We start from the raw sequence: 19,236 nt of genomic DNA on the forward strand, positions 1-19,236 counted from the left end.
CGTGACCGTGCCCTGCTCCTGCACCAGTGAGCACACCCCCCGCCGGGTCGTGCTGACCGGTGGCCCGGGCGCCGGGAAGACGGCCCTGCTCGAGCTGGTGCGCCACGCCGTCTGCCAGCACGTCCACATCCTCCCCGAGTCGGCCGGGGTCGTCTTCGGCGGAGGCTTCCCCCGCGAGGACGACCCGACCTGCCGCAAGGCGTCGCAACGAGCGATCTTCCACGTCCAGCGCGAGCTCGAGGCGGTCGGCGACGCGCACCGGCCGGCCATCGTGCTGTGCGACCGAGGCACCGTCGACGGCGTCGCCTACTGGCCGGGGGAACCCGACGGCTTCTGGGCCGCCCTGCACACCGACCCGCGCGAGGAGCTCGCCCGCTATGACGCGGTGATCCACCTCCGCACGCCACCGGCGGGGGAGTACAACCACCGCAACCCGCTGCGCACCGAGACCGCAGCCGCCGCGGCCGAGATCGACGAGCGGATCCTGCAGGCCTGGTCCGACCACCCGCGAAGGCACGTGGTCGAGTCGTCAACCCGCTTCATCGACAAGGCCGTTCGAGCCATCGCGCTGCTGCACGACGAGCTGCCGGCGTGCTGTTCGCACGGCCCGGAGCTCGACCGGTGACCGCCGACCCGGCCAGCACGGTCCGCACGAGGCTGTGGCGGCCGTCGGGTGAGGTGGTCGACGGGTTCCCGCTCGAGAACCTCTCCGAGCACCTGCGCGACGAGGGCTGCCTGGTGTGGGTCGACCTGTGCGGCCCCAGCGCCGCCGGTCTGGACACGCTCGCCGACGAGCTGCTGCTCGACCCGCACGCCGTGGAGGACGCCGTCACGTCGGGGGAGCGACCCAAGGCCACCTGGCACGGCACGCACACCTTCGTCACGGCATACGGCACGCGCCTGGTCGGGGACGACGACCAGCGCGGGGCGCTGGAGTCGCGGCTGGAGCTGCACCGCCTCTCGGTGTTCGCGCTGCCCGGCGGGGTGGTCACGGTGCGGCCGGACGACCGCTTCGACATGGACGAGGTCCTGGCTCGCTGGGCCGACCACCCGGACCTGGTGAAGCAGGGGGCGGGTGCCCTGCTGCACGGCCTGCTCGACGTCGTCGTCGACGGGCACTTCGACACCATCCAGGCCATGGACGACGCGATCGAGTCGCTCGAGGACTCGCTGTTCGACGACACCGGCGGGGGCCGGCAGCTGCAGGAGCGCACCTACCGGCTGCGCAAGGAGCTGGTCCAGCTGCGGCGGGTCGTGCTGCCGATGCGCGAGGTCGTCAACACCCTGATGCGCCACCAGGCGGACCTCGGGGGCGACCAGGGAGACCTCGGCGGCTGGTACACCGACCTCTACGACCACGTCCTGCGGGCCTCGGAGTGGACCGAGTCGCTGCGCGACATGGTGACGACGGTCTTCGAGACCAACCTCGCCCTCCAGGACACCCGTCTGAACGTGGTCATGAAGAAGCTCACCGGGTGGGCGGCCATCATCGCCGTGCCGACGGCGGTCACCGGCTGGTTCGGCATGAACGTGGCCTACCCGGGCATCGGCAAGACCTCCGGGTTCATGGCCAGCGTCGTGGTCATCACCACGCTCGCCGTCAGCCTCTACGTGCTGTTCAGGCGGCGGGGCTGGATCTGACCCCGACGAGGTCGAGCCACCGTGCCAGCGCACCGTCGGCGACATCGGGGGTGCGCAGGCCGACGTGGCCGTCGGGTCGGACGGCCAGCAGCCCGTCGCCCATCCAGCTGTCCACCCGGTGGACGGACACCCAGGGATGTGCCGCGGCGACCGGCGGTGGCGGGGCGTCCCGCTCGAGCAGGACGTGGACGCCCGGTGAGGCGAGCAGCCGGTGCACGCGGGTGCGCTCGCTGCCGCAGACGACGTCGGAGTCGGGCAGGCGGTCGCCCGGGCGAGGTCCCCGGTGCCCTCGACCGGCGTCGAGGGAGAGGGGGCTGCGCGGGTAGCGGACCCACTGCTGCGACAGCAGCCGCACCACCGCCGCCATGGGCAGCCGTTGGCGCAGCACCAGCGGCAGGGCGGGGGCAGCGAGGGGGACGAGGGTGCTGCGCAGCAGGGAAGGCAACGGATGGGTGGAGGCCTCCGCGAAGAAGACGAGGTGCGTCAGCGCCAGCACCTCGCGGGCCACGGGGCGGCGCTCGGCGGCATACGAGTCGAGCAGCGGCCCGAGCGACGCCGGCCACCGGCTGTCGCCGGCCGCTCGGGCGGCGAAGGCCAGCTTCCACCCGAGGTTGAGCGCGTCGAGGATGCCGGTGTTCATGCCCTGCGCCGCCGCGGGCGAGTGGGTGTGGGCGGCGTCCCCGACGAGGAAGAAGGGGCCCTGGCGGAAGGACCGTGCGAGCCGGTGCTGCAGGCGGACGACGGCCGACCAGCGCAGCGATGCCACCCGGGCCGGGAGCCCGCCTCCGTCGAGCAGCTCCTGCACCTCCTCGGCCGGCACTGACGGGCCGGGCTGCCCGAACGGCAGGTCCCCGGCGCCCGTCGGTCGCGTGGCCAGCACCCGCCACGTGGCGCCCTCGCCGAGGGCGAAGACGAACACGAGGCCACGTCGCCCCGCGGCGACGTGCAGCACCCCGGGCGCGAGGCCGCCGTCGAGCTCGACGTCGGCCAGCACGACCTCCTCGCAGTAGGTGCCACCGTGCCAGCCGGTGCCCATGAGGGACCGCACGGTGCTCGCCTGGCCGTCACACCCGGCGACGAACCGGCAGGTGGTCTCGCTGACGCCCCCGCGGGCGTCGCGCAGGACCGCCCGAGCCCCCCTGCCCAGCGCCCCACCGTCCAGCACCCCGGCGTCCACCAGCTCGGTGCCCCACTCGACCTCCACCCCGCGTTCGCGCAGGGCGTCGAGGAGGGCGTTCTCGACAGCCATCTGGCGCACCATCGTCAGGTGCGGGTACGCCGTGTCCGCCAGGGCCACCTCGCTGAGCTGGGCCGAGACGGTGCGCGACCCGAGGTGCAGCTCGGCCCGCGGGGCACGGTCCCCGCGCGCGAGGACGCGCTCGGCCACCCCCAGGGGCCGCAGCCCCTCGAGGGTGCGGGGGTGCACGATCATGGCGCGGGACGGCCGGAACGGCTCGGTGCGCCGCTCGACCACACGCACGGTGGCACCGTGCGCGCTGGCCTGCAGGGCGGTCGCCAGCCCGGCCGGGCCGGCACCGACCACGAGCACGTCGACGTCGGGCGTCAGGCCGCCACGAGCCGCCACCACGAGCCTCCCGCGGGGTCCGTCGGGGCGTAGGTGTCGAGCAGGCCAGGCTCGGCCAGCACGGCGTCACGCCGCAGCCCCGGCAGCACCCGGTAGTCGATCGACCCCGGCTGGGAGACCAGCTCCAGCACGCGCCAGAGCGATCGGGCGTAGCTCTGCGCCAACGAGGCTCCGTCCCACTCGTACACGCCCCGGTAGAGGTCGTGCTCGTCGTGGGCGAGCCACAGCTTGGAGACGAAGCCCGGGAACCCGACGAACAGGGGCGTGTTGAGCAGGCTCTCGATCCGGAAGACCGGGTGCGCGCGGCCGCGGACCAGCCGGAGCCGGAAGGAGACGACCAGCAGACAGGGGTCTGCGGGATCGGCGTCCACCACGGTCTCGCGGTAGACGCGCCCGGTGGTGCCGTCCGCGAACGGCAGCACCCGACCGACGTTGTCCTCCGGCTGGTGGATCTCTCGCCGGCGGAGCATGCCGACCGTCGTCAGCACGCACCGGGCCACGGCGCGCCACGCCACCGGCCTGGGTAGCGGCGGGAGCGTCGGCAGGGGCTGGGCGCTCGTGGTCACCTCTCCACCGTGCGGCGTGGGCAGGGCTGGTGACAGGGAGGAAGGTCCCGGCCCGGCGGCACACGGCAGGGCGGCGCAGCCGACCCATCCGAACCGCGTACCCGCCCATCAGCCGTTCGGATGAAAAGGGGGGTGTCACGCAGGCGTGGGCGTGGCCAGCCGTAACGGGGACGGCGCCCGGGCGTTGAGCGGGCATGGTGACCATGCCGCTGGACCCCGAGCTCACGGACTCCGACCTGGGGTCGGAGATCGAGCTGCTGGCCGACGTCATCGACGTCGCCAGCGAGGCGTCCGGAACGCTGAGCCAGGCGCAGGTCGACAGCGTGCTCGGCGTCCGGCCGGTCTCCGCCGGTGAGGGTCGGCCCCACCCCACCGGGGCGACAGCAGGCACTGAGGGCAGCGCAGGCTGACGTCCCGGCAGGCCGCTCTCCCGGAGGAGGCGCCCTGGCGACCGCGGTTGCCAGGGCCCCTCTGCGTCGGCTGGTTCGTCAGCGGCTGGGGTCGAACCTGCGCAGCCGGAGGCTGTTGCTGACGACGAACACCGAGCTGAACGCCATGGCCGCACCGGCGATGAGCGGGTTCAACAGGCCGAGGGCGGCCAGCGGCAGGGCGGCCACGTTGTAGGCGAAGGCCCAGAACAGGTTGCCCTTGATGGTGCGCAGCGTCGCGCGGGCGAGGCGGATGGCGTCCGGGGCCGCCCTCAGGTCACCGCTGACGAGCGTCAGGTCGGAGGCCTCGATGGCGACGTCGGTGCCGGTGCCCATGGCCAGGCCGAGGTCGGCCTGCGCGAGCGCAGCGGCGTCGTTGACGCCGTCGCCGACCATGGCGACGGTGGCCCCCTCGTCCTGCAGGCGCTTGACCGCGTCGACCTTGTCGGCGGGCAGCACCTCCGCGATGACGTCGTCGGGGCCGATGCCCACCTGGGCGGCGACCGCCCGTGCGGCCCGGGCGTTGTCGCCGGTCAGCAGCACGGGCCGGAGCCCGAGCGAGCGGAGCTCGGCGATGGCCGCCGCGGAGGAGTCCTTGACGGTGTCGGCGACGACCACCACGGCGCGGACGGCGCCGTCCCAGCCGACCCAGACCGGTGTCTGTCCGAGCGCCTCGGCGTCGTCGGCGACGGCCACGAGCGCGGCCGGTGCGGTGAGCGACCACTGCTCGGCCAGCCAGCGACGGCGGCCGGCCATCGCGGCGTGGCCGCCCACGACGCCGGAGACGCCACTGCCCCCGTGGGCGGTGAAGCCGTCGACGTCGGCGAGCGTGGCACCCGACGCTGCGGCGTGCTGCGCGATCGCGCGGCCGATGGGGTGCTCCGAGGCGTTCTCCAGCGAACCGCCGACGGCCAGCACCTCTGACAGTGACTCGCCGGGCGCGGGGTGGACACCCAGCACGCCCATGTGGCCCGTCGTCACGGTGCCCGTCTTGTCGAGCACCACCGTGTCGACGCGGCGGGTCGACTCCAGGACCTGCGGGCCCTTGATGAGTATGCCGAGCTGGGCGCCGCGGCCGGTTCCGACCAGCAGGGCCGTCGGCGTGGCCAGCCCGAGCGCGCAGGGGCAGGCGATGATCAGCACCGCCACCGCGGCGGTGAACGCGGCGGTCGGGGCGTGCCCGGTCAGCAGCCACGCGGCGAGCGTGGCGAGCGCGAGCCCGATGACGATCGGCACGAAGACCGCCGACACCCGGTCGGCGAGGCGCTGCACCTCGGCCTTGCCGCTCTGGGCCTCCTCGACGAGCCGAGCCATCTGGGCCAGCTGGGTGTCGGCACCGACCCGGGTCGCCCTCACCACGAGGCGGCCCCCCGCGTTGACGGTGGCACCGACCACCGCGTCGCCGGGGCCGACCTCGACCGGCACGGACTCACCGGTCAGCATGGACGCGTCGACCGCCGACGTGCCGGAGACGACGGTGCCGTCGGTGGCGACCTTCTCGCCGGGACGCACCACGAACTGGTCGCCGACCTGCAGCTGCCCGATCGCCACGCGAGACTCCACGGGTCCGGCGGGGCCGTCCCGCAGCACGGCGACGTCCTTGGCGCCCATGTCGAGCAGCGCGCGGAGGGCGGCACCGGAGGTGCGCTTGGCGCGGGCCTCGAAGTATCGGCCGGCCACGATGAAGGTGGTCACGGCCGCGGCGACCTCGAGGTAGATGTTGGCGGCACCCTCGGAGCGGCTGGGCAGCAGCTCGAACGGCATCCGCATGCCGGTCGTGCCGGCGTCGGTGAACAGCAGGGCCCAGAGCGACCACAGGTATGCCGCGCCCACGCCGACCGAGATCAGCGTGTCCATGGTGGCGGCCCCGTGCCGCAGGTTGGTCCAGGCCGCGCGGTGGAACGGCAGGGCACCCCACACGACGACGGGGGAGGCGAGGGTCAGCGAGACCCACTGCCAGTTGTCGAACTGCAGCGCCGGGACCATCGCCATGAGCAGCACCGGCACCGTGAGGACGGCCGACACGACCAGGCGCTGGCGCCACGCGGCTGCCTCGGCGTCCTTGGCCTGCTGGCCCGCGTCGGCGGGAGGTCCGGTGACGCCGGTGCCCGGTTGGTCGGGGCTGGGAGGAGGGGCGGGAAGGGTGGCGGTGTAGCCGGTGGCCTCGACGGTCGCCACGAGGTCCTCGGCGGCGACGTCCTCGCTCACCTGCACGTGTGCCTTCTCGGTCGCGTAGTTCACGCTGGCCGTGACGCCCGGCATCTTGTTGAGCTTCTTCTCGATGCGGGCCGCGCACGACGCACAGGTCATGCCGCCGATCTCGAGGTCCAGGCTGCGGGTGTTGCCCAGGTGCTCCACGGGCGTGGTCATCGTGCGTCCTTCCTGCCCCTCCGGGGGCACGGTCTGCTCAGGCGAGCTGGTAGTCGCCCGCCTCGTCGAGCGCAGCCACGACGGCCGACTCCTCGACGGGCTGCTCGCTGTTCACGGTCACCGTCGAGGTGCCACCGGCCACGAGGTCGACCGCGACGTCGGTCACGCCCGGGATCTCCTGCAGCTCGGAGGTGACGGCGCTGACGCAGTGGCCGCAGGTCATGCCGGTGACGGAGAAGGTCTGGGTGCTCTGGGTGCTCACTGGTGCCTCCTGGGTGGGGGAGTGGGTGCCGGCGGTGGCGCCGGTCGTGCCGGTCGTGCTGGTCGTCGTGGTCGGGGTGGAGCAGCAGGCGCAGCCGCCGCCGTTGTCGGCGAGGGGAAGTGTGCTTCTGCCGTGGTCCATGCGTTTCTCCTTCGGGGACTGCCTCGGTGGGTGCTGCGGTCTGTGCCGCGGTGGGTGCTGCGCCTGTGGGCTCGGGACCGATCGGCTCAGGACCGCACGAGCCGGGCGATCGCGGCCGACGCCTCGCCGACCTTGGCGTCGAGGTCGACGGAGGGGTCGTGGGCGGCGTGGACCATGCAGTGCTTCAGGTGGTCGTCGAGCAACCCGAGCGCGACGGCCTCGAGGGCCTTCGTCGCAGCCGAGACCTGGGTCAGGATGTCGATGCAGTAGGTGTCGGACTCGACCATCCGCTGCAGTCCGCGGACCTGGCCCTCGATCCGGCGAAGGCGCTTGAGCTGCGCGTCCTTGTTGTCGATGTAGCCCGGCACGGCGGGCTGGTGGTCGTGCGTGGTCGTCATGGGGTTTCTCCCTCCATCCACGACAACCATACCCCTAGGGGGTGTATTCCCACAGGGCGGGTGCAACGAGCCGCCGGTGTGGCTTGGGGCGTGGGCGCAGGGAGCCGTCGGTGTTGATTCGAGGCGTGGGAGAAACCTGCGTCAGAGGCGGCGGCCGGCCAGCAACCGGCCGGCAGCGGCCTGCCAGTCCGCCCGACCGCAGGAGGTGTACTGCGTGAAGGAGGCGCCGAGAGCCCTGGCCATGCAGTCGGCAGCCCGCTCCACCCCGGTGCGGCCGGTGCCGCCGAAGGTCACGTTCGCGGCCTGCTTGGCGGTCCGCCAGTCGCCGGCGTAGGCGCGGACGGTGACGATGTGGGCGTACTCGTGGCGGACCACGGAGTCCAGCACGCCGGGGCTCACGGAGGGGGAGATGTAGATCCAGCCGGTGGCCATGTCGGTGGCACCCCAGTGGCCGTAGCGGGAGCTCACGGTCCACGTGATGCCCCCGGGGCGGTACCCGGGGATGCGCGCGATGGCGGCGTTGAGCGCGGGCCACCCCGTCGGGCCGGTCACGCCGGAGGGCTTCGGGCGGGTCGCCGCCCGCGGGGTGGCGGGCGAGTCCTGTGTCGCGGCCGGTCGGCGCGCTGTCGTCGAACGCGTGGGCGTCGCCGGGCGCTGCTTCACCACGTGCTGCGGGGCCCGGGCTCGCGTGGTCGGCGAGGCGCCCGGCCGGGACGCCGAGCCGCCTGCCCCGGTCCTCGACGTGGGACGCGGCACCTGGAGGGCCTGCGTCTGCGACGCGACGGCGCGTGGGCGCTGAGCTCTCGGGTGGAGCAGATCCAGCTCCGGCACAGCCGCTGCGGCGCCCACCTGTGTCTCGGTGACGAGGCGGGCCCCGGGGGCGGCCGGGCTGGTCCGGGCGTCCGGCCGGTTCTCCAGCGCCGAGGTTCCCGTGACAGCGGCAGCGGCCGCCACGACGAGCAGCACGAGCGTCTTCGCGGTCACACCGGCCCCCTCCCGGCAGTGGCGCCCTCCGGCCCGTTCGCGTGGGCGGGTCGAACCGGAGGCGCCGGTCCCAGGAGTTCGACGGTAGGGAGGGTTGAGTCGGCCCCAAACAGCCTGTGGCTGTAGGACTTTCGGCGTACCCGGACGAGTCCTCCGAGCGGTCCTGCCTAGGACATCTGGAGGAGCGCGCCCGAACGGGCGCTGGGTCCGCTTGGCCTAGTCCGCGAGGCGTCCCGCGGCGTAGCGTGGACGTGGAGCAGCTCACCGCTGGTGACCCAGCCGCAGGGGGGAAGAGGGGCTGCCCCTCACCGACCGATGGTGGAGTGGGCAGAGGTACTGCGATGACTGGTCGTACACGCTCGGGCGACGCCGGGGGTTCCACCACCGGCAGCCGCCGGCGCGCGCTGCCCGCGACGGGCGACGGGCAGCGGGGCACGTGGGCCGGCGCCAACTGGTCGGCACCGGCGCGGCTGGGGACCACGGGGCGGTTGGCCGCCTACCCGCTGCGGGGCGTGTGGCTCATCGAGGTGGACCCGCCCTATGACGACACGGCCGACGAGGTCGACCACGCCGTCCAGCTGGCGCTCGCAGAGTGCCCGCGCGGCGTCGTGGTGAGCCTCACCGGGCCGCTCGACGGGACCAGCGAGCACGCCCTGGAAGTGCTGGCCTCCACCGGTCGTCACGTCGCTCCCTGGCCCGCCATCCCCGTGGTGCTTGCGGTCCGGGACCCGTGCGCCAGAGGGCTTTTCGCGGGGCGTGCCGGCGCGGAGCACCTGGTCCACGCCTCGTCCATGCTGCACGGGTGGACCCAGGTGATGACGCGCCGCGCCCCGACGACCGCCCAGGTGCGGCTCGGTTCCGGCGCCGTCGCCTCCCGCAACGCGCGGCGCTTCCTCATCCGCTGCTGCCTCGACTGGGGCCTCAACCAGCAGCTGGCGTCCGGGCCGCTCGTCGTCAGCGAGCTCGTCACGAACGCGATCCAGCACGCCAACAGCGACATCGACGTGGTGCTCGCCGCCCACGACGGGCGACTGCGCGTGGGGGTGCGAGACCGCAGCCCGGCCCCGCCCGTCACGCGTCACGCACCGCCTGACGCCACCGGTGGCAGGGGGCTTCGGGTCGTGGAGGCGCTGGCCCGGTCGTCCGGGGCCTGGCCCACGGTGGACGGCGGCAAGTTCGTGTGGGCCGTGCTGGGGCCCTAGAGGGTCCCACCGGTCAGGGCGTGGGGCGGGGCGCCCGAGCCGTGGTACCTGACCGCGAGAGGGCTGAGCGCGGTTGTCGCCGGGCACGGGTCCGGGTACTTCTCACGGGACCGGGTGCCTCGTTGGTCACCCCCCGTGTTGCGGACGCCCGGGAGACGTGTTCGGCTGGACCCCCGGGGAGCGGCACCGCTCGGCGGCCCTCCCCGGCAGCGGAAGGACGCATCGTGACCCGCTCGACCGCCCACCACCTGGCCCACCAGCAGCGGCGTCGCGACCACCGGCGCATGGACCCGGACACCGTGATGCGGCGGGCCGAGCGTCTGCTGGAGACCGCGCACGAGCCGGGCGCCCAGGACCGACGGCAGCGGTGCGAGGAGGAGGCCGTGGTGCTGACGCTCGAACTGGCCGACACCGTGGCCCGCCGCTACAGCGGACGTGGCATCGAGTACGACGACCTCCTGCAGGTGGCGCGTCTCGCCCTGGTGAAGGCCGCCCAGGCCTACCGCTCCGGGCCGGGCAGGGGATTCGCGGCCTACGCGGTCCCGACCATCACCGGCGAGGTCAAGCGCCACTTCCGTGACTGCGGATGGGCGGTGCGGCCGCCTCGGCGCCTGCAGGAGCTGCGGGTCGCCCTGACCGAGGCGGAGGACCGGCTGACGCAGGAGAGCGGCAGCCAGCCTGGCGTCCTCGAGGTCGCCGCCGCGCTCGGCGTGGACATGTCCGAGGTCGAGGCCGCACGCGCGTGCGGTGGGGGCTACAGCCTGCTCTCGTTGGAGGGCACGGTCGCGCAGAACCGCGCAGCCGACGCCGTGGCGTCCGAGAGCGGGGACTTCGCGCGGTTCGACACCCGTGACCTGCTGAGCCACGCGCTCGACGACCTCTCACCACGAGAGCTGGGCTTGCTGCGGCTGCGCTTCGTGGAGGAACGCACCCAGGCCGAGATCGGCGCGTCCGTGGGGGTGAGCCAGATGCAGGTCTCACGGCTCCTGAGCGGCATCGTCGCCCGGCTCCGCGTCACCCTGCTCGACGCCGACAGCGCCGCCTGACCGCAGCCGCGCCACGCAGCCGCCTGACCGCAGCCGCGCCACGCACTAGTCACGGCCCCCCGGAGCCGTCATCAGCGGGTGGGCGGTCGGTGGGCGAGGGACTAGGCCGTCGTCTCCACAACCAGTCCTGTGGACAACGCGGTCTGCGCGGGCGGGCCTGTGGGAAAGCGGGTGGCCCGCGCGCAGCAGGGCTACCCGGTCCTCGGGCGCACCCGCTCGTTGACCAGTCCGGTGTGACCCCCAGGGCCAGGCCGATGACGCCACCGTGACCACGTCTCGTGGCCACGGTGACCCCCCGTGCGACCTAGCGCCTGGCGGAGCGGCGCACCGCCGAGCCAGCCACGGCTGCGGCCGTGAGCGCCACCGTCAGGCACCCGACCGGCAGCGGCAGGCAACAGCCACCGACCGAGACGCGCGCACCACTCCGGGTGGTGGTGGAGTACCTCGGGAACGGACCGAAGAAGCTGAAGCGACCGCGAGGGCGGGCTTGGGGCACGGTGACACCTTTCGGGGACGAGAGCCCCAGTGGGAGAAGACGGTGAGGACACACGCAGGGTCGTGGCAGGCATTCCTCTCGTCGTCGGCTCGGTGGGGGCTGCTGTGCGCTCCATACCCACTCGGTGGTCAGCGAACCCGGTGTGGGACGGGAATCCGGTCGAGGTCGTGGGCGACGACCGTGTCCGGGAACACCCCCCGCGCCTGGGCGAGCAGCGGCGCGGTGTCGCGGTACCGCTGGGAGAAGTGGGTGAGGACCAGCCGTCGCGCCCCGGCCTCGCGCGCGATCGTCGCCGCGTCGCGCGCGGTGAGGTGCCCGTATGCCGCCGCGACGTCGGCTTCCGCGTCGCCGAAGGTCGCCTCGCAGACCAGCAGGTCGGCGTCGCGGGCGAGCGCGACGGCTTCGGCGCAGGGTGCGGTGTCCATGACGAAGGCGAACCGCTGGCCCGGACGCGGCTCGCTGACGTCCGCCAGCTCGACGACGCCTCCCGGGGTGCGCAGCATGCCCTCACGCTGCAGGCGACCGACATCGGCACCGCCGATTCCTTTGTCCTGCAACAGGTTGCGCAGCATGCGGCGTCCGTCGGGCTCGACGAGCCGGTAACCGTAGGTGGGCACGGAGTGCTGCAGCGGCAGGGCGTGCACGGTGAGGCCCGGGAGCTCGAGCACGGGGCCGGGCGCCGCGACGGGTCGGAGGTCGACCGACAGCCGGTCGTCGTACACCGAGGCCGACCGCAGGCGGTCGACGTACTCGTCGGCGCCCGCCGGGTGGACCAGCGGCAGCGGTCCGGTGACGCCGTCGAGGCTGAGCCGCTGCAGCACCCCGGGCAGCCCGAGGCAGTGGTCGCCGTGCGCGTGGGTGATGCAGATGGCGTCGACCTGGCTGGCGGACACGCCCGCGAGCGTCATCTGCCGCTGGGTGCCCTCACCGGGGTCGAAGAGGACGCCGAGCCCGTCCCACCGCAGCAGGTAGCCGTTGTGGTTGCGCTCACGGGTCGGGACCTGCGACGCGGTGCCGAGCACCACGAGCTCGCGCGCCCTGCTCGGCTGGTGCATCGTCGGCCTCAGCGTCGGGCACGTTGCGACAGCCAGGCCAGTCCCGTCGCTGCGGCCGCGGTGCCCGCCCCCAGGGGTCGCGGCCATTGCCGGTCCCAGGGCCCGTGCACGGCCTCACCCGTGGGCTGGGGGTCGAGCACGTTGCCGGGTGTCGCCGGAGCGGCGTCGCGGGAGATGCCGCCGAGCCGCATGAGGGGGGTCACCAGCAGGTCGTAGGCACCGGGCAGGAGCCGGAAGCCCAGCACCGCAACGGGGTTGCCGAAGCCGACCGACGTCTCGCGTCGGGGTCGCTCCACGGCCGCCACCACGGCCCGGGCGACCTTCTCGGGGGAGTCGACGGGCGGTGGCGGCCGGCCGTGCCAGCCCAGGTAGGTGCCCGCCTGCCGGTAGACGGGGGTGTTGACGCCGCCGGGGGAGACCAGGCTCACCGCGATGCCGGGCTCCGAGCGCGCCTCGATCTGCAGGGTGCGCACGAGCCCGTGCACGGCCCACTTGGCGGTGACGTAGGAGCTCATGAACGGCGTCGCGATCTTGCCCAGCAGCGAACCCACGACGACGAGGGTGCCGCCGCCATGGTCGCGGAAGTGGTGCAGCGCGGCGCGGGCCGTGTTGACGGTGCCGCCGAGCGTGGTGCGGATCGCGGCGTCGAACACCTCGGCCGGCACGTCCTCGAACCGTCCGTAGGCCAGCGCGGCCGCCGAGTGCACCACGGCATCGACCCGGCCGAACTGATCGGCTGCCCGCTCGAAGACCGCGTCGACGGCCGCGGCATCGGTGACGTCGGCTGCCACGACGAGGGTCCGGGCCGTCGGCTCGGCGCGGTGGCAGTCGCGCTCCGCCTCGGCCAGGCTCTCGGGCGAGCGCGCGACGAGCACCACGTTGGCCCCGCGCGACGCGAGCAGGATGGCGCTGGCGCGCCCCACTCCGCTCGACGCGCCGGTCACGACGACCGTTGTCCCACGCATGGCGCCACGCTACGGGCGGCGTGGCCACAACGCGCGGCCACGCCCGGAGACGCCGAGTGGGTCAGGTGGTGGACAGGTGGCGCGTCAGGTGGTGGCTCAGGAGCCGAGCACCAGCGCCGCGACGTCGACCGCCGCGATGCCGATGGCGGCGGCGAAGGGCACCTTGCCCCGGCCGGTGACCGCGACGGCGGCCAGGACGAGGCACAGGGCGAAGGCCGCCCACGCAACCGGCGACGGAGCACCTGCCGGACCGACCAGCGCGGCTGCGGACGCCAGGACCAGCACGGCCGGCGCGAGCCACCGCACCCACCGGGCGCCGAGCCGGTGGGGGAGGCCGCGCACCCCGGTCTGCTCGTCGTCCGCAAGGTCGGGCAGCGCGTTGAGCAGGTGGGCGCCGACGCCGAGCAGCGCACCGGCCAGCACGACCCAGGCCGGCGGCCCCGTCGGTGCGGGCAGCGCGAGGGTGACGACCGCGGGCAGCGCGCCGAACGCCACGGCATACGGCACCGCGGACCAGACGGTGCGCTTCAGGCCCAGGTTGTAGGCCCACCCGGAGGCGACCCCGAGCAGGAGGTGCACCGCGGCGGAGGCGAGCCCGCAGGCGAGGGAGAGCAGCACGCACAGCACCCCGGCGACGGCCAGCGCCCGGCGCACCACGGCCTCGGTGACCTCGCCGCGCGCGACCGGCTTGTCGGCCCGTCCCACCAGGCGGTCACGGCCGGCGTCGATGAGGTCGTTGGACCACCCGATGGTGAGCTGCCCGGTGCCCACTGCGGCCGTCACGAGCGCACCCCGGGCCAAGGTGTGGCCGGCGCCCGCCGCGAGGAGGGCTGTCAAGGTGGTCACGGCCACCGTGGGCCCCGGGTGGCAGGCCCGGGCCAGGCCGGCGAGCTGGCTGGGGCGGGGCACCCGCCGAGCCTACGGCCAAGTCCCTGCCGGCACAGTCCGTCGCTTTCAGGCGCGCTCGCGCGTGTTCTGTGCCTAGGGTTGCCGGGTGAGCCACCTCGCCGCCGTCGTCGGTGCCCTTCCGCCCCACCGCTACGCCCAGGCCGAGGTGACCCGGGCCTTCGCCGAGGTCCTCGGCTCGGAAGGCGTCAACCGTGCGGTGCTCGAGCGCCTGCACGCCAACGCCGGGGTGAGCCACCGGCACCTCGCGCTGCCCCTCGAGCGGTATGCCGCGCTGGCGGACTTCGGTGAGGCCAACGACGAGTTCATCCGCGTGGCCGTCGACCTCGGTGCCACGGCGGTCGAGAAGGCCCTGGCCGAGGCCGGCCTCACGCCGGCCGACGTCGACCTGGTGGTGTCGACCACGATCACCGGGCTGGCGGTGCCCTCGCTGGAGGCCCGGGTCGCGGCGCGCATCGGCCTGCGCGACGACGTCAAGCGCGTGCCGCTGGTGGGGCTCGGGTGCGTGGCCGGAGCGGCCGGCGTGGCACGGGTGCACGACCACCTGGTGGGCCACCCCGACGACGTCGCGGTGCTGCTGTCGGTGGAGCTGTGCAGCCTGACCGTGCAGCGCGACGACACCTCCACGGCCAACCTGGTCGCGAGCGGCCTGTTCGGCGACGGAGCCGCTGCGGTCGTCATGGTCGGTGACGCGCGGCGTGACGCGACGACGCTCCCCGCCGTGCTCGCCAGCCGCAGCCGGCTCTACCCCGACAGCGAGCGGGCCATGGGCTGGGACGTCGGCGCCTCCGGGCTGCGGATCGTCCTGGGTGTGGAGGTGCCGGAGCTGGTGCGGGCCAATGTCGGCGACGACGTGCGCGCCTTCCTGGCCGACCACGGGCTGACCCTCGGAGACATCGGCTGGTGGGTGGCGCACCCCGGCGGCCCCAAGGTGCTCGAGGCGATGCAGGACGCCCTCGAGGTGGAGCGGGAGGCCCTGGGGGTGACGTGGCGGTCGCTCGACCGCATCGGCAACCTGTCGTCGGCGTCGGTGCTGCACGTGCTGGCCGACACCCTCGCGGACCGGCCGCCGGCACCCGGGAGCCACGGCGTGCTCCTCGCGATGGGGCCGGGCTTCTGCCTCGAGATGGTGCTGCTGCGCGCGCAGGAGGCCTGACGCGGTGGCGTCGGAGGTGTGGTTCACGGCCCTGGTGGTGGCGGTCGGCCTGGAGCGGCTCGCCGAGATCGTCGTCTCGAAAAGGCATGCGGCATGGGCTTTTTCGCGCGGTGGCATCGAGTACGGGCGCCGGCACTACGGCGTGATGGTGGTCCTGCACACCGCACTGCTGGTCGGCGCCGTCGCGGAGGTGTGGTGGCTCGACCGACCCTTCCTGCCGGTGCTGGGCTGGTCGATGCTGGCGCTGGTCCTGGCCTCCCAGGCGCTGCGCTGGTGGTGCATCCGCACCCTCGGTCCGCAGTGGAACACCCGGGTCATCGTGGTGCCCGGCCTGCCGCTCGTGAGCCGCGGCCCCTACCGGGTGCTGCGTCACCCGAACTACGTCGCGGTGGTGGTCGAGGGGGTGGCCCTGCCCCTGGTGCACACCGCGTGGGTCACCGCGGTGCTCTTCACGGTGCTGAACGCCGCGCTCCTCACCGTGCGGATCCGGGTGGAGGACCGCGCGTTGCAGCCGGAGCCCGTCCGTGCCTGACCTCGTGGTGGTGGGCGGCGGACCGGTCGGCCTGTCGGCCGCGCTGTATGCCGTCCGCTCCGGTCTGTCGGTGACGGTCCTGGAGCCGCGCACCGGTCCGGTGGACAAGGCCTGTGGCGAGGGGCTGATGCCGGGCGCCGTCACCGCCCTGGCCGCCCTCGGGGTGGAGCCGCCCGGCTGGGAGCTGCAGGGCATCCGCTACACGAGCGGATCGCGCAGCGCGGTGGCCGACTTCCCGGCCGGCCCGGGCAGGGGTGTGCGGCGCACGACGCTGCACCAGGCGTTGCTCGACGCCGTGCACGCCTCCGGCGTCGAGGTGGTCGCAGCGGCGGTCACCGGCCTCGCCCAGGACCCCGACGGCGTGCAGGTCACCACGAGCGAGCCCTCAGGCCTGGCGGGACCCACCCTCCGGGGTAGTTACGTCCTGGCGGCCGACGGGCTGCACTCGCCGGTGCGGCGACGGCTGGGCCTCGACCGGCAGGCGGCCGCCTCCCGGCGCTTCGGCCTGCGCCGCCACTTCGCGACCACGCCGTGGAGCCGGCACGTCGAGGTGCACTGGGGAGCCACCGGTGAGGCGTACGTGACGCCGGTCGGCGAGGACCTGGTCGGGGTGGCGGTGCTGAGCGCCGCTCGCGTCTCCTACGACGAGCACCTCGCGGGGTTCCCCGCCCTGCAGGAGCGGCTGCGCGAGGCCTCGCCGGCCACACCGGTGCGCGGGGCCGGCCCCCTCAGGCAACGCGCCGCACGCCGAACGGCGGGCCGCGTGCTGCTCGTGGGTGACGCCAGCGGCTACGTGGACGCCCTGACGGGAGAAGGCATCTCGCTCGGCCTGGCCCAGGCGCGCGCGGCTGTCGACGCCGTCGCGCGCGACCGCCCCCATGCCTACGAGGCCGCGTGGCGGAGCGCCACGTGGCGGTATGCCGCCCTCACCCACGCGCTGCTGCTGGCCACGCGGCCCGCGTGGGGTCGCCGGGCGGTCGTCCCCGCCGCGTCCGCGGCGCCGTTCGTGTTCAGGGCGGCCGTCGCGGAGCTGGGGCGGACCCGGTGACCGAGGAGCGGGTGGTGCTGCTCGACGAGACGGGGCGGGCGGTCGGCACGGCACCGAAGGCACAGGTCCACCATGCCGACACGCCCCTGCACCTGGCGTTCTCGCTGTACGTCTTCAGCGCCGGGGGAGAGCTGCTGCTGCTGACCCGCCGCGCCGCGACCAAGACGACGTTCCCCGGGCTCTGGACCAACACGGTCTGCGGCCACCCGGGGCCCGGTGAGCCGGTGGGCGCCGCGTCCGCACGCCGGGCTCGCGAGGAGCTCGGCCTCGAGCTGGCGGCTCCCCGGCTGGTGCTGCCGCAGTTCGCCTACCGCGCCGAGATGGGGGGAGTCGTCGAGCACGAGCTGTGCCCGGTGCTGGTGGTGGAGGCCCCGCCCGACGCCGTCCCGTCGCCGGACCCGGCCGAGGTGGACCAGACCCGCTGGGTGCGGTGGGCCGACGTGGTGGAAGGGGTGCGCTCGGGCGGGCTGGCGATGTCGCCGTGGGCTCGTGAGCAGGTGGGGCAGCTGGCGCGGCTCGGCCCCGACCCGGCGCGCTGGCCCACCGCCGACCCCGCCCTGCTCCCGCCGGCCGCCAGGGCCGACCAGGTGCCCGGTCAGTACAGCTAGGGCTGGGCGGGTGCACCCCTTCGGATGTGGTGCAGCAGCCCGGGTCGGTCGGTCACCGCGGCCAGGATCTCGCCCAGCTTCTCCTGCGGGCGCAGGTGCGCGTGGACCGGGTTGGCGAGCTCGGCGACGACGTAGGCCGCCAGGGCGTTGAGCTTGACGTTGGTGTGGTTGGAGTAGGCCCTCAGCGCCTGGAATGCCTCCTCCGCGCTCACCCCGTAGGTCGCCATCAGGGCGCCCTTGGCCTGCTCGATCACCGCGCGCGTGGCCACCGACCGGGCGATGCCGTCAGCGGTCTCCTGCTCCACATCCCGCCGGAGGGGCACGGTCTGGTCGATGAGGTAGCCCCTGACGGCGATCACGCTGCTGTTGGACCGCACGCCCTCACCGATGACCACGACGTGCCGCTCCTCCTGCGCGACGGTCATGATGCGGTGCCGGGACGAGAAGGCGGCGCCGTCGGCGAGCACGCCCTCGATGGTGCTCCGCAGCCGGGGCTGGTCGTCGGGGTGCACCTGCTCCATGAGCGCCTCGTACGTCGGGGGAGGGTCTCCCGGCACGTGACCGAAGACGGCGAGCAGCTGTTCGGACCACCACCAGGTCGCGGTGAGCGCGTCGTAGCGGAAGCGGGCCACCGGGTCGGCCGTCGTCGCGCTGCCCCCGAGGGCCTCGGGACGTGGTCCCGTCGCGTGCGGGCGCGGTCGGGAGTGTTCCCGGTCGTTCATGTGTGGACTCCAGAGATGGTTGACCGGAGCAGCAGCCCCGGACGCGGTACGCGTTCTCGAAGCGGCTGTCTGCTCAACCAACGGCGGAGTGTAGGCGATGGACGGGGCTCCGCCTGACACCGGAGCGACGACGGCGCGTGCCGCGTCCTGCGGTTGCGGGTGGGGAGAAGCGGTGCTTGTCTGGCCGGGTACCCCTCGTGGTCCAGCAGCGGCGCCACACTCCTCTCACCGAAGGATGTGCGATGCCGCCGAACACCACCGCTGTCGCCCCCCTCACCCCCCACCTCGCGGCCGCACCGGGCACTCCGTGGAACGCCGGGTGCCCCGACGCCGTCGAGGAGCTGCTCGCGCGGATGCGCGGGTGCCAGGACCGGCACCTCCGGGCCGAGCTCGAGGAGGCCGCGGTCGTCCAGAGCCTGCGCCTCGCGGAGGCGGTCGCGCGCCGCTACGTCGGCCGGGGGATGGAGTACGACGACCTCCTGCAGGTCGCCCGGCTGGCCCTCGTGAAGGCGGTGCGGCGCTACCGTCCCGGGGCGGGGTCCGGTTTCACGGCATACGCCGTGCCCACCATCGCGGGTGAGGTCAAGCGCCACTTCCGCGACTGCGGGTGGACCGTCCGGCCGCCGCGGCGGCTGCAGGAGTTCAAGGCCCGGCTCGCGGCGCAGGAGGAGCGGCTGCTCCACGAGCTGCACCGCGAGCCCACCCTGGCCGACCTCGCCGAGGCCCTGCGGGCCACGCCGGCCGAGGTCACGGAGGCACGGCTGGGCGCCGCCGCCTACAGCGCCTACTCCCTGGACACCCCCACGACCGTGCAGGGTCGGCCGGAGGTGGCAGGTCAGGCGCCGGACGAGTACGCCGCCCTGGAGATGCGGGAGGCGCTGCGTGGAGCGCTGGCCACGCTGAGCCCGCGAGAGCGCCAGCTGATCCGGCTGCGGTTCGTCGACGAGCTCACGCAGGCGGAGGTGGGGCGCATCCTCGGGGTCAGCCAGATGCAGGTGTCCCGCCTGCTCGCCGGTGTGCTGCGACAGCTTCGGGCACAGCTGCTGGAGGACGAGAACGCCGGCCGGGTCCCGGACGAGGGACGCGACCGCCGCAGCGCGTGACTGCCATGGCGTGAGGCATGGC

20 protein-coding genes are annotated in these 19,236 nt (G+C 74.2%); 10 read left to right on the forward strand and 10 right to left on the reverse strand.

The window, feature by feature from the left end; all coding sequences use genetic code 11:
* The first annotated feature begins 1 nt into the window (after nt 1).
* Both BMW78_RS05210 and BMW78_RS05215 read left to right on the forward strand, forming a co-directional pair.
* Nucleotides 2-625, forward strand: coding sequence for an ATP/GTP-binding protein (locus BMW78_RS05210; protein ID WP_218144236.1), 624 nt, complete (start codon nt 2-4; stop codon nt 623-625).
* Nucleotides 622-1,641: a magnesium transporter CorA family protein gene (locus BMW78_RS05215; protein ID WP_091757099.1), complete on the forward strand. Its 1,020-nt coding sequence runs from the start codon at nt 622-624 to the stop codon at nt 1,639-1,641. Before BMW78_RS05210 ends, BMW78_RS05215 begins: the two co-directional genes overlap by 4 nt.
* On the opposite strand, the gene BMW78_RS05220 is transcribed toward BMW78_RS05215, so the two are convergent.
* Nucleotides 1,619-3,226, reverse strand: a complete 1,608-nt coding sequence (locus tag BMW78_RS05220; RefSeq protein WP_245735670.1) for an FAD-dependent monooxygenase — start codon at nt 3,224-3,226, stop codon at nt 1,619-1,621. The genes BMW78_RS05215 and BMW78_RS05220 overlap by 23 nt on opposite strands.
* On the reverse strand, nt 3,205-3,792 hold the full coding sequence (locus BMW78_RS05225) for a hypothetical protein (RefSeq protein WP_245735671.1): 588 nt from the start codon (nt 3,790-3,792) through the stop codon (nt 3,205-3,207). The genes BMW78_RS05220 and BMW78_RS05225 overlap by 22 nt, the downstream gene beginning before the upstream one ends.
* A gap of 194 nt (nt 3,793-3,986) precedes the next feature.
* Between BMW78_RS05225 and BMW78_RS05230 the strand changes: the two genes are divergently transcribed.
* A complete protein-coding gene (locus BMW78_RS05230) occupies nt 3,987-4,202 on the forward strand; it encodes a hypothetical protein (RefSeq protein ID WP_091757103.1) in 216 nt (71 codons plus the stop codon).
* Nucleotides 4,203-4,280: 78 nt separating this feature from the next.
* On the opposite strand, the gene BMW78_RS05235 is transcribed toward BMW78_RS05230, so the two are convergent.
* From BMW78_RS05235 to BMW78_RS05250, 4 genes are all read right to left on the reverse strand, one after another.
* Nucleotides 4,281-6,590, reverse strand: coding sequence for a heavy metal translocating P-type ATPase (locus BMW78_RS05235; RefSeq protein WP_091757105.1), 2,310 nt, complete (start codon nt 6,588-6,590; stop codon nt 4,281-4,283).
* Nucleotides 6,591-6,627: 37 nt separating this feature from the next.
* The gene (locus BMW78_RS21385; RefSeq protein WP_091757107.1) at nt 6,628-6,993 is read right to left on the reverse strand and encodes a heavy-metal-associated domain-containing protein; all 366 of its coding nucleotides are present in this window, start codon (nt 6,991-6,993) and stop codon (nt 6,628-6,630) included.
* An 86-nt stretch (nt 6,994-7,079) separates the two neighbouring features.
* Complete coding sequence (locus BMW78_RS05245; RefSeq protein WP_177180279.1) at nt 7,080-7,391, reverse strand: metal-sensitive transcriptional regulator; 312 nt, start codon at nt 7,389-7,391, stop codon at nt 7,080-7,082.
* 141 nt (nt 7,392-7,532) lie between these two features.
* On the reverse strand, nt 7,533-8,375 hold the full coding sequence (locus BMW78_RS05250) for a hypothetical protein (RefSeq protein ID WP_091757109.1): 843 nt from the start codon (nt 8,373-8,375) through the stop codon (nt 7,533-7,535).
* A 341-nt stretch (nt 8,376-8,716) separates the two neighbouring features.
* Between BMW78_RS05250 and BMW78_RS05255 the strand changes: the two genes are divergently transcribed.
* Nucleotides 8,717-9,577, forward strand: coding sequence for an ATP-binding protein (locus tag BMW78_RS05255; protein WP_091757111.1), 861 nt, complete (start codon nt 8,717-8,719; stop codon nt 9,575-9,577).
* Between the two features lie 224 nt (nt 9,578-9,801).
* Nucleotides 9,802-10,623: a sigma-70 family RNA polymerase sigma factor gene (locus BMW78_RS05260; protein ID WP_091757113.1), complete on the forward strand. Its 822-nt coding sequence runs from the start codon at nt 9,802-9,804 to the stop codon at nt 10,621-10,623.
* A gap of 624 nt (nt 10,624-11,247) precedes the next feature.
* Here BMW78_RS05260 and BMW78_RS05265 read toward each other — a convergent pair.
* The 3 genes from BMW78_RS05265 to BMW78_RS05275 form a co-directional block, all read right to left on the reverse strand.
* A complete protein-coding gene (locus tag BMW78_RS05265; protein ID WP_091757115.1) occupies nt 11,248-12,174 on the reverse strand; it encodes a ribonuclease Z in 927 nt (308 codons plus the stop codon).
* Between the two features lie 8 nt (nt 12,175-12,182).
* Nucleotides 12,183-13,139: an SDR family NAD(P)-dependent oxidoreductase gene (locus BMW78_RS05270; RefSeq protein ID WP_091757117.1), complete on the reverse strand. Its 957-nt coding sequence runs from the start codon at nt 13,137-13,139 to the stop codon at nt 12,183-12,185.
* A 96-nt stretch (nt 13,140-13,235) separates the two neighbouring features.
* On the reverse strand, nt 13,236-14,048 hold the full coding sequence (locus tag BMW78_RS05275; protein ID WP_218144237.1) for a UbiA family prenyltransferase: 813 nt from the start codon (nt 14,046-14,048) through the stop codon (nt 13,236-13,238).
* Between the two features lie 85 nt (nt 14,049-14,133).
* On the opposite strand from BMW78_RS05275, the gene BMW78_RS05280 reads away from it, so the two are divergent.
* The 4 genes from BMW78_RS05280 to idi are packed head-to-tail and all read left to right on the forward strand — an operon-like array spanning nt 14,134 to nt 17,389.
* A complete protein-coding gene (locus tag BMW78_RS05280; RefSeq protein WP_091757119.1) occupies nt 14,134-15,201 on the forward strand; it encodes a type III polyketide synthase in 1,068 nt (355 codons plus the stop codon).
* Between the two features lie 4 nt (nt 15,202-15,205).
* Nucleotides 15,206-15,733, forward strand: a complete 528-nt coding sequence (locus BMW78_RS05285) for an isoprenylcysteine carboxyl methyltransferase family protein (RefSeq protein WP_091757121.1) — start codon at nt 15,206-15,208, stop codon at nt 15,731-15,733.
* Nucleotides 15,726-16,781: an NAD(P)/FAD-dependent oxidoreductase gene (locus BMW78_RS05290; protein ID WP_091757123.1), complete on the forward strand. Its 1,056-nt coding sequence runs from the start codon at nt 15,726-15,728 to the stop codon at nt 16,779-16,781. Before BMW78_RS05285 ends, BMW78_RS05290 begins: the two co-directional genes overlap by 8 nt.
* Nucleotides 16,778-17,389, forward strand: coding sequence for an isopentenyl-diphosphate Delta-isomerase (gene idi, locus BMW78_RS05295; RefSeq protein WP_218144238.1), 612 nt, complete (start codon nt 16,778-16,780; stop codon nt 17,387-17,389). The genes BMW78_RS05290 and idi overlap by 4 nt, the downstream gene beginning before the upstream one ends.
* Here the strand turns inward: idi and BMW78_RS05300 are convergent.
* Nucleotides 17,386-18,111, reverse strand: coding sequence for a PAS and ANTAR domain-containing protein (locus BMW78_RS05300; RefSeq protein ID WP_091757124.1), 726 nt, complete (start codon nt 18,109-18,111; stop codon nt 17,386-17,388). The two genes, idi and BMW78_RS05300, sit on opposite strands and share 4 nt — an antisense overlap.
* Before the next feature lie 242 nt (nt 18,112-18,353).
* Here BMW78_RS05300 and BMW78_RS05305 point away from each other — a divergent pair, with 242 nt between their 5' ends.
* Complete coding sequence (locus BMW78_RS05305) at nt 18,354-19,214, forward strand: sigma-70 family RNA polymerase sigma factor (RefSeq protein WP_091757126.1); 861 nt, start codon at nt 18,354-18,356, stop codon at nt 19,212-19,214.
* Nucleotides 19,215-19,236: the final 22 nt, after the last annotated feature.

Origin of the sequence: Pedococcus cremeus (assembly GCF_900111375.1) — a bacterium.
Classification (GTDB): domain Bacteria; phylum Actinomycetota; class Actinomycetes; order Actinomycetales; family Dermatophilaceae; genus Pedococcus_A; species Pedococcus_A cremeus.

Excerpts from the sequence above, each read along its gene's own strand:
- BMW78_RS05230 (WP_091757103.1), top strand. The coding sequence starts at position 3,987 with ATGGTGACCATGCCGCTGGACCCCGAGCTCACGGACTCCGACCTGGGG.
- BMW78_RS05235 (WP_091757105.1), bottom strand. The coding sequence starts at position 6,590 with ATGACCACGCCCGTGGAGCACCTGGGCAACACCCGCAGCCTGGACCTC.
- BMW78_RS21385 (WP_091757107.1), bottom strand. The coding sequence starts at position 6,993 with ATGGACCACGGCAGAAGCACACTTCCCCTCGCCGACAACGGCGGCGGC.
- BMW78_RS05245 (WP_177180279.1), bottom strand. The coding sequence starts at position 7,391 with ATGACGACCACGCACGACCACCAGCCCGCCGTGCCGGGCTACATCGAC.
- BMW78_RS05255 (WP_091757111.1), top strand. The coding sequence starts at position 8,717 with ATGACTGGTCGTACACGCTCGGGCGACGCCGGGGGTTCCACCACCGGC.
- BMW78_RS05265 (WP_091757115.1), bottom strand. The coding sequence starts at position 12,174 with ATGCACCAGCCGAGCAGGGCGCGCGAGCTCGTGGTGCTCGGCACCGCG.
- BMW78_RS05270 (WP_091757117.1), bottom strand. The coding sequence starts at position 13,139 with ATGCGTGGGACAACGGTCGTCGTGACCGGCGCGTCGAGCGGAGTGGGG.
- BMW78_RS05300 (WP_091757124.1), bottom strand. The coding sequence starts at position 18,111 with ATGAACGACCGGGAACACTCCCGACCGCGCCCGCACGCGACGGGACCA.
- BMW78_RS05305 (WP_091757126.1), top strand. The coding sequence starts at position 18,354 with ATGCCGCCGAACACCACCGCTGTCGCCCCCCTCACCCCCCACCTCGCG.